Raw genomic sequence first — 9716 nt, 5'->3', positions numbered from 1 at the left:
GCGGGCGATCCGGGCCTGGTCGGTGGCGTCGAGCTGGCCGGTGATGCCGCTGGTGTCGGCCCACAGCCCCCAGGCCAGCGCGGTGCCCGGCAGGCCGGCGGCCCGCCGGCGCTGGGCGAGCGCGTCGAGAAAGGCGTTGGCCGCCGCGTAGTTGCCCTGGCCGGGCCCGCCCAGGGTGCCGGCGATGGACGAGTAGAGCACGAACGCCGACAGATCCAGGTGCCGGGTGGCCCGGTGCAGGTGCCAGGCGGCGTCCACCTTGGGCCGGAACACCGCCCGCAGCTGCTCGGGACGCAGGGTGTGCAGCGCGGCGTCGTCGGTCACGCCGGCGGTGTGGTAGACGGCGGTGAGCGGGTGCCCGGCGGGCACCCCGGCGAGCAGCGCGGCGACCGCCGCCGGGTCGGCGGTGTCGCAGGCCGCCATGGTGACCGTCGCGCCGAGTGCTTCCAGCTCGGCGACCAGCTCCGCCGCCCCGGCCGCCGTGGTGCCGCGCCGGCTGGCCAGCAGCAGGCGCCGGGCCCGACCGGTACGCACCAGGTGGGTGGCGAGCAGCCGGCCGAGCGTACCTGTGCCCCCGGTGACCAGCGTGGTGCCGTCCGGGTCGGGCGGCGCCGGCAGGGTCACCACCACCTTGCCGACGTTGCGCGCCTGCGCCAGGTGGCGGAACGCGGCCGGCGCCTCCGGCACCTCCCAGGCGGCGAACGGCAGCGGCCGCAACGCGCCCCGCTCGAAGAGGGCCGCCAGCTCGACCAGCATCTCCTGGATCCGGTCCGGCCCGGCCTCCATCATGTCGAACGCCCGGTACGCGACCCCCGGGTAGGCGGCGGCGACCTCGTCCGGCTGCCGGATGTCGGTCTTGCCCATCTCGATGAACCGGCCGCCGCGCGGCAGCAGCCGCAGCGACGCGTCGACGAACTCCCGGGCCAGGGCGTCCAGCACCACGTCCACGCCGCGACCGCCGGTGGCGGCCAGGAACGCGGGCTCGAAGTCGAGGGTACGGGAGGAGGCGAGGTGGTCCTCGGCGACGCCGAGCGCCCGCACCGCCGGCCACTTGCCGGGGCTGGCGGTCGCGTACACCTCGACACCCCAGTGCCGGGCCAGCTGCACCGCCGCCATGCCGACGCCACCGGCGGCGGCGTGCACCAGCAGCGTCTCGCCGGGGCGCAGGGCGGCCAGGTCGACCAGCCCGTAGTAGGCGGTCAGGAAGGTCACCGGCACGGTGGCGGCCTCGGCGAAGCTCCACCCCGCCGGCATCCGGGTCAGCAGCCGGCGGTCGGTCACCGCGTACGGGCCCATCCCGCCGGTGACCAGGCCCATCACCCGGTCGCCGGGAGCCAGGCCGGTGACGTCGCCGGCCACCTCGACGACCACGCCGGCCGCCTCGGTGCCGATCAGCGCGCTGCCCGGGTACATGTCGAGCGCCAGCAGCACGTCGCGGAAGTTGAGGCCGGCGGCGCGGACGGCCAGCCGGACCTGTCCGGGCGCGAGTGGCTGCCCGTCGGCGTCGCAGGGCACCAGCGCCAGGCTCTCCAGGGTGCCCGGCACCGGCACGTCGACCCGCCAGGCGGTCGCCCCGGCCGGCGGGGTGAGCCGCCCGCCGTCGGGCAGCCGCCCGAGCCGGGGCGCGTACGCCTCGCCGTCGCGGAGCGCGAGCTGCGGTTCGTCGGTGGCCAGTGCCGCCGGCAGCGCCCGCCAGGACGACGCCCGGCCGTCCAGGTCGGCGATCAGCACCCGGCCCGGATACTCCGACTGGGCGGTGCGGACCAGCCCCCAGCAGGCGGCGCCGCCCAGGTCGTCGACGGTCTCCCCGGGCCCGGCCGGCACCGCGCCACGGGTCAGCACGAGCAGCCGGACGTCCGGGTACCGCTCGTCGGCCAGCCCGGACCGCAGCAGGTCGAGGACCTGCCGGACCGACTCGTACGCGCCCGCCGGGACGTCCGGGCCGGTGGCGGTCGGGGCGGTGAAGGCCAGCACGTCCGGCGGCGGTGCCCCGGCCGCGAGCGCCTCGTCGAGCGCGGCGAGGCTGTCGTAGCGCAGGTCGGTGCCGCCGTCGGGGACGGTCGCCGGGCCGACCAGCGCGATCCGGGTCGGCGCCGGGTCGGCCGGTGCCGCGACCGGCACCCAGCCCACGGTGAGCAGGTCGCGGGGACTGCCGCGCCGCTCACCCGGCCGGGGGGCGGCCCGCATGGCCAGCGCCTCGACGGTGACCACGGGCTGCCCGGCCGGGTCGGCCACGGTGATGGTGGCTGCCCCACCGGCGGTGGGAGCGACCCGGACCCGCACCTGCCGGGCGCCGGTCGCGGCCAGGTTCACCCCGGACCAGGCGAACGGGAGCCGCACCGCGGGCGGCGCGCCGGCCGGGGCGTCCCGCAGCGCGGCCAGCGCGAGCGGGTGCAGGGCGGCGTCGAGCAGGGCGGGGTGCACGCCGTACCCGTCGGTGGTGGTGTCCTCGGCGAGCGCGACCTCGGCGTAGACGACGTCGCCGTCCCGCCACGCGGCGCGTACCCCCTGGAACGCCGGGCCGTAGGCGACACCGGCGTCGACGAGTTCGGCATAGAGGGTGTCCACCTCGACGGGGGCCGCGCCGGGGGGCGGCCACGCCGCCGGCAGCGGCTCCGCCGCGACCGCCGTACGGCTGAGCGCGCCGCTGGCGTGCCGCGTCCAGGCCCCGTCCGGTTCCTCGCCGGCGGGCCGGGAGTGGATGCTGACCGGCCGGCGGTCGCCGTCGGGCGCGCCGACCTCGATCTGGAGGTCGACGGCGCCGGGCCCGGTGAAGGCAAGGGGCGCCTCGATGGTGAGGTCGTCGAGGTGGGGGTGTCCGGTGTGGTGGCCGGCGTGCAGGGCGAGGTCGACGAAGGCGGTGCCGGGGAGCAGGGGGGTGCCGGCGATGACGTGCTCGGCCAGCCAGGGGTGGGTGGTGGTGGAGATGCGGCCGGTGAACAGGTGGGTGTCGGCGTCGGCGAGGCTGACCGTGGCGCCGAGCAGCGGGTGACCGGGGCTGCCGAGGCCGAGGTCGCTGGCGTCGGTGACGGTGGCGGGCGGGCTGAGCCAGTACCGCTGCTCCTGGAACGGGTAGGTGGGCAGCGGTATGGCCGGCGCGTTCTGGCCGGGCAGCAGCGGCGTCCAGTCGACGTCGACGCCGGTGGTGTGGGCGGTGGCGAGGGCGGTGAGCAGAGCGGCCGTGCCGTCGTGTCCGCGCCGTTGGGTGGCGACGGCGGTCGCGTCGGTGAGGGATTCCCCGGTCAGGGTGCTCAGGGTGGCGTCAGGTCCGACCTCGATGAAATTGGTGACCCCCAGGCCGTGCAAGGTTTCGGTCCCGGCGGCGTAGGCCACGGTCTCGCGGATGTGGCGTGCCCAGTAGTCGGGGTCGGCGAGTTGGTCGTCGGTGGCGACCTGTCCGGTGAGGTTGGACACGATCGGGATGGTTGCGGGCCGGTAGGTGATGGTCGCGGCGGCTGCTCGGAAGTCGTCGAGGATGGCGTCGGTGTGCGCGGAGTGGAAGGCGTGCGCGACGTGCAGTTTCCGGGCGCGCACTCCGTCCTCGGCGAGCTGCGCGGCGACCGCGTCGATGGTGTCGGTGTCCCCGGCGAGGACGAGTGAGGTGGGGCTGTTGTGTCCGGCGAGGCTGACGTCGGGGTGGGCGTCGAGGATCGGCCGGATGCGGTCGAGGGGTGCGGTGACGGCGAGCATGGCGCCAGCGGGCATGGTGTTCATGAGTCGGGCGCGGGTGGTGACCAGCGTCGCGGCGTCGGTGAGGTCGAGGACCCCGGCGATGTGGGCGGCGGTCAATTCCCCGATGGAGTGCCCGATGAGGTAGTCGGGTCGGATTCCGAAGGTGCCGAGGAGTCGGACCATGGCGGTCTCGGCGGCGAACAGGGCCGGCTGCGTGAAACGGGTCTGGGCGAGCAGGTCGGTGTGTGTGCCGCACATGACCTCGCGCAGTGGCTGGTCCAGGTGCGCGTCGAGGGCCGCGCAGACCTCGTCGAGGGCGGTCGCGTAGGCGGGGAAGCGGGTGTGGAGGTCGGCGGTCATGCCGGGGTGCTGGGCGCCCTGGCCGGTGAACAGGAACGCGACCTTGCCGTCCCGCACCGACCCCGCGACGAGGCCGGGGTGCGCCGTGTCGGTGGCGAGGGCGTGCAGGGCGGCGATCAGGTCCGCCGCCGTGTGCGGCTCGTCCTCGGTGGCGCGCGGCGCGGCCGGCACGATCGCGGCGCGCTGGGCGAACGTGGTGCGGGTGGTGGCCAGCGCGTGGGCGACCGGGGCCGGGTCGAGGTCCGGGTGCTCGTCGAGGTGGGCGGCCAGCCGGGACGCCTGGTCGCGCAGCGCCGCCGGGGTCTTCGCCGACAGCAGCCACGGCAGGGCGACCGCTGGGGCGGCACCCGCCGCGCCGGCGGCGGAGATGGTCACGCTCGGCCGGCCCTGCTCCTCCGGGGCCGGGTCGGCGGCCGGGGCCTGCTCGACGATGACGTGGGCGTTGGTGCCGCTGATGCCGAAGGAGGAGACGCCGGCCCGGCGGGGCCGGTCGTGGTCGGGCCACGGGGTGGCGTCGGTCACCAGCGAGACCGCGCCGGAGGTCCAGTCGACGTGCGAGGAGGGCGCGTCGACGTGCAGGGTCTTGGGCAGGACGCCGTGGCGGATGGCCTGGACCATCTTGATGATGCCGGCGACGCCGGCGGCGGCCTGGGTGTGGCCGATGTTGGATTTGATGGAGCCGAGCCAGAGCGGCTCCGAGCGGTCCTGGCCGTAGGTGGCGAGCAGGGCCTGGGCTTCGATGGGGTCGCCGAGGGTGGTGCCGGTGCCGTGGGCTTCGACGGCGTCGACGTCGGCGGGGTTTAGTCGGGCGTTGGCGAGGGCCTGGCGGATGACGCGCTGCTGGGAGGGGCCGTTGGGGGCGGTGAGGCCGTTGCTGGCGCCGTCCTGGTTGACCGCCGAGCCCCTGATCACCGCGAGGACCTGGTGGCCGTTGCGCTGGGCGTCACTCAGCCGTTCCAGCAGGATCAGGCCGACCCCCTCGGCGAAGTTCGTCCCGTCCGCCGCGTCCGCGAACGCCTTGCACCGCCCGTCCGGCGCGAGCCCGCGCTGCCGGCTGAACTCGATGAAGGCACGCGGCGTCGGCAGGACGGTCGCCCCGCCGGCCAGCGCCATGCTCACCTCGCCCTGGCGCAGCGCGTGGCACGCCAGGTGGGTCGCTACCAGCGACGACGAGCAGGCCGTGTCCAGCGTGACCGCCGGCCCCTCCAGACCGAGGGTGTACGCGATCCGGCCCGACGCCACGCTCGTCGTGGTGCCGGTCAGCAGGTAGCCCTCGTACGAGCGGGCCTGCTCGTGGGTGCGCGGGCCGTAGTCCTGCGCGATCACGCCGGTGAACACCCCGACGGCGGTCCCGGCCAGCCGGGCCGGGTCGAGCCCGGCCCCCTCGAACGCCTCCCAGCTCGCCTCCAGCAGCAACCGGTGCTGCGGATCCATGGTGAGCGCCTCGCGCGGATTGATCCCGAAGAAGTCCGCGTCGAACCCGCCCGGGTCGGACAGGAACGCCGACTCCCGGACGTAGATCCGGCCGGCCCGGTCCGGGTCGGGGTCGTAGAAGTCGTCGACGTGCCAGCCCCGGTCCGTCGGGAAGGGACCGACCGCGTCGCCGCCCGCGACGAGCAGCCGCCACAGGTCGTCCGGGGTACGCACCCCGCCCGGATAGCGGCAGGCCATCCCCACGACGGCGATCGGCTCCTGCCGGCGTGACTCGATCGCCTGCAGCCGCTGCCGCGTGCTGTGCAGGTCCGCGGTCACCCGCTTCAGGTAGTCGCGGAGCTTTTCCTCGTTGGACATGTGGGGCCCCTCGCGGCGGTCGGTGGTCACAGTTCGTTGTCGATGAAGGCGAAGAGGTCGTCGTCGCTGGCCGCGGCGAGCTGCTCGGCCACCACCTCGGGGGCGTCGGCGCCCGGCGTGTCGGCCTCCTCCAGCCGGGCCAGCAGGTGCTGCAACCGGGCGGCCAACCGGCCCCGCGACTCCCCGTCGCCGGAGATGTCGTCGAGCCGGCGTTCGGCCTGTTCCAGCTCCGCCAGCAGCGCGTCGACCGGCGACGCCTCGGCGGGCGCGAGCTGCTGGCGCAGGTACTCGGCCAGCACCTCGGTGGTGGGGTAGTCGAAGACCACCGTGGCGGGCAGCCGCAGCCCGGTCGAGCCGTTGAGCCGGTTGCGCAGCTCCACCGCGGTGAGCGAGTCGAAGCCCAGCTCCTTGAACGCCCGCCCCTCGTCGATGCCGTCCGGGGAGGCGTGCCCCAGCACCGTGGCCACCTGCGCGCGGACCAGCCCGCGGAGCTGCTCGTGCTGTTCCTCCCGGGACAGTCCGGCCAGCCGCCGGCCCCAGCCGTCCACGCCGCCGTCGGCGGACGCCTCGGCCCCGGTGACCGCGCGCCGCGCGGCCGGGCGGACCAGGCCGCGCAGGACCGCCGGCAGCGCCTCCGGGTCGGTGCCCAGCGCGCGTACGTCCAGCCGGGTCGGTACGACGTGCGGCAGGGCCAGCGCCCGGGCCGCGTCGAACAGCGCCAACCCCAGGTCGGTGGGGATCGGACTCACCCCCGACCGGGCCATCCGCACCAGGTCCGCCTGGCCGAGGTGGCCGGTCATGGTGCTGGTCTGCGCCCAGAGCCCCCAGCCCAGGGCGGTGGCGGGGCGGCCCTGCCCGTGCCGGCGTACGGCGAGCGCGTCGAGGAACGCGTTGGCCGCCGCGTAGCTGCCCTGCCCGGGGGTGCCCAGGGTGCCGGCCGCCGAGGAGAAGAGCACGAACTCGGCCAGGTCGAGCCCGCTGGTCAGCTCGTGCAGGTGCCACGCCGCGTCCACCTTCGGGCGGAGCACGGCGTCGACCCGTTCCGGGGTGAGCGCGGCCAGGAGGCCGTCGTCGATGACGCCCGCGGCGTGCACCACCATGGTCAGCGGATGCTCGGCCGGCACGTCCTCCAGCAGCGCCGCCAGCGCGTCCCGGTCGGCGGCGTCACAGGCCGCCACGGTCACCCGGGCGCCCAGCGCGGTCAGCTCCGCCCGCAGCTCCGCCGCGCCCGGCGCGGCCTCCCCGGCGCGGCTGGTCAGCAGCAGGTTCGTCAGCCCGTGCGCGGTGACCAGGTGCCGGGCCAGGTGGCCGCCGAGGACGCCGGTGCCGCCCGTGATCAGCACGGTGCCCGCCGGGTCCGGCTGCGGCGGCATGCTCAGCACGACCTTGCCGACGTGCTGGGCGGTGCTCAGGTAGCGCAGCGCCTCCGGCGCCCGACGGATGTCCCAGACGGTGACCGGCGGCGGCCGCAGCGCCCCACTGTCGAAGAGCGCGGCGAGCGTGGCCAGCATCTCCTGCACCCGGTCCGGGCCGGGGTCCATGATGTCGAACGCCTGGTAGTACACGCCCGGGTGGGCGGCCGTGACGTCGTCGGCCGAGCGGATGTCGGTCTTGCCCATCTCGATGAACCGGCCGCCGGTGCCGAGCAGCCGCAGCGACGCGTCGATGAACTCGTGGGCGAGGGCGTTGAGCACCACGTCCACCCCGCGGCCACCGGTGGCGGCCCGGATCTGCTCCTCGAAGTCGAGGGTGCGGCTGGACGCGATGTGCCGCTCGTCGAGGCCCTGTTCGCGCAGCGCGTCCCACTTCGGCGGGCTGGCCGTGCCGTACACCTCGACGCCCCAGTGCCGGGCCAGTTGCAGGGCGGCCATGCCGACGCCACCGGAGGCGGCGTGCAGCAGCAGCGTCTCGCCCGGCTGGATCCGGGCCAGGTCGGCGAGCCCGTGGTACGCGGTCAGGAACACCACCGGCACCGCGGCCGCCTCGACGAACGACCACCCGGTCGGCATCCGCGTGATCAACCGGTGGTCGGCCAGCGCCAGCGGACCGATGCCACTGATCATCAGGCCCATCACCCGGTCGCCGACGGCCACCGTGGTGACGTCCGGCGCCACCTCGACCACCACCCCGGACGCCTCACCCATCACCGGGCGGGTGTCGGTGGTGACCATGCCCAACGCGAGCAGCGCGTCCCGGAAGTTCAGGCCGGCGGCCCGCACGGCGACGCGTACCTGCCCGGCGGCGAGGGGCTGCCCGGCCTCGTCGTGCGGCACCACGGCGAGGCTGTCCAGCGTGCCGGAGCCGGTGAGCACCAGCCGCCACAGCTCGTCCCCGTCGGGCAGGGCGAGCATGCCCTCGGTGCCGGCGTGCGCCAGCCGCGGCGCGTGCACGGCGCCCCGGCGGATGGCGAGCTGCGGCTCCCCGGTGGCCAGCGCGGCGGCCAGCGCCGGCGCGGACGCCGCGTGCCCGTCCAGGTCGACCAGGACCAACCGGTCCGGGTGCTCGGCCTGGGCGGTCTTCAACAGGCCCCAGACCGCCGCCGCGGCCAGGGCCGCCGCGGTGTCACCGGGGCGGGCCGCGACCGCGTCCCGGGTCAGCACCACCAGCCGCGACCCGGCCAGTTCCGGCTCGGACAGCCAGGTCCGCACCAGGTCCAGCGCCCGGTGCGTCGCGGCCCGGGCCAGGTCGGCCCCGGGCGCGCCGTCCGGGTCCGCGACCACCAGGACCGCCTCGGGTACGTCGGCGCCGCCGGCCAGCGCCGTGGTCAGCGCCGCCAGATCCGGGTACGCGTCGACCGGCGCCCCGAGCCCGGACGGCACCGCCCCGAGGGCCGCCCAGCGCGGCGCGGAGACCTCGGGCAGGTCGGTGACCGGCACCCAGTCGAGCCGGAACAGGCTGTCCCGGACCGCCCGGTCACCGCCGAGCTGCCCGGCGGGCAGCGGCCGTACGGTGAGGGCGTCGACCGTGACGACGGGGTTGCCGGCCGGGTCGGTGGCGGACAACCGGAGGGTGCCGTCGCCGGCCGGTTCGAGCCGTACCCGCAGCTGCCGGGCGCCGACGGCGTGCAGGGCCACCCCGGCCCAGGCGAACGGCAGCCGGATCTCGTCGGCGCCGCCGGCGAGGGCCATCGGGTGCAGGGCGGCGTCGAGCAGCGCCGGGTGGAGGCCGTGCCCGCCGGCGGGCACCTCGTCGGGCAGGTGGACCTCGGCGTACCGGGTGTCGCCGTCCTGCCAGACCGCCCGGACGCCCTGGAAGGCGGGGCCGTAGTGCAGGCCGGTGGCGGTGAGGCTGTCGTAGAGGGCGTCGGTGGGGACCCGGCTGGCGCCCGGTGGCGGCCAGGCGGCGGGACCGTCGCCGGCCGGGGCGGGTACGGCGCTGCTGAGGGTGCCGGTGGCGTGCCGGGTCCAGGTGTCGTCCTGGGCCGGGCGGGTGTGTACGGCGATGCTTCGTCGCCCGTCCTGGTCGGGTCCGACCTCGACGTGTAGGTGCAGGTCGCTGTCGGGGTGGAGGGTGAGGGGGGCCTCGATGGTGAGGTCGTCGAGGTGAGGGTGTCCGGTGTGGTGTCCGGCGTGCAGGGCCAGGTCCACAAAGGCGGTGCCGGGGAGCAGGACCGTGCCGGTGACGGCGTGGTCGGCGAGCCAGGGTTGGCTGGTGGGGGTGAGTCGTCCGGTGAACAGGTGACCCTGCTGGTCGGGCAGGTCGATGGCGGCGGCCAGCAACGGGTGCTCGGTCCGGGTCTGGCCGAGGTCGCTGGCCTGGCTGATGGTCGGGGGCGCCTGCAGCCAGAAGCTGCGCCGCTGGAACGCGTAGGTGGGCAGCTCGGCCGGCGGGACAGCGGCGGGCAGCAGCGGTCGCCAGTCGACGGGCAGGCCGTGGGTGTGCGCGGTGGCCAG

At 76.1% G+C, this 9716-nt stretch carries 2 protein-coding genes; both read right to left on the bottom strand.

Annotation, left to right across the window (positions count from 1 at the left end; translation table 11 throughout):
- On the bottom strand, nt 1–5823 hold a 5823-nt coding region (locus LQ51_RS14575; RefSeq protein WP_046566120.1), incomplete at its 3' end, for a type I polyketide synthase.
- A gap of 26 nt (nt 5824–5849) precedes the next feature.
- A partial coding sequence (locus LQ51_RS14570; protein ID WP_046566118.1) for an SDR family NAD(P)-dependent oxidoreductase occupies nt 5850–9716 on the bottom strand: 3867 nt, incomplete at its 5' end.

Origin of the sequence: Micromonospora sp. HK10, from assembly GCF_000982955.1 — a bacterium.
GTDB lineage: Bacteria > Actinomycetota > Actinomycetes > Mycobacteriales > Micromonosporaceae > Micromonospora.
This window is presented reverse-complemented; position numbering and strand designations above follow the sequence as displayed.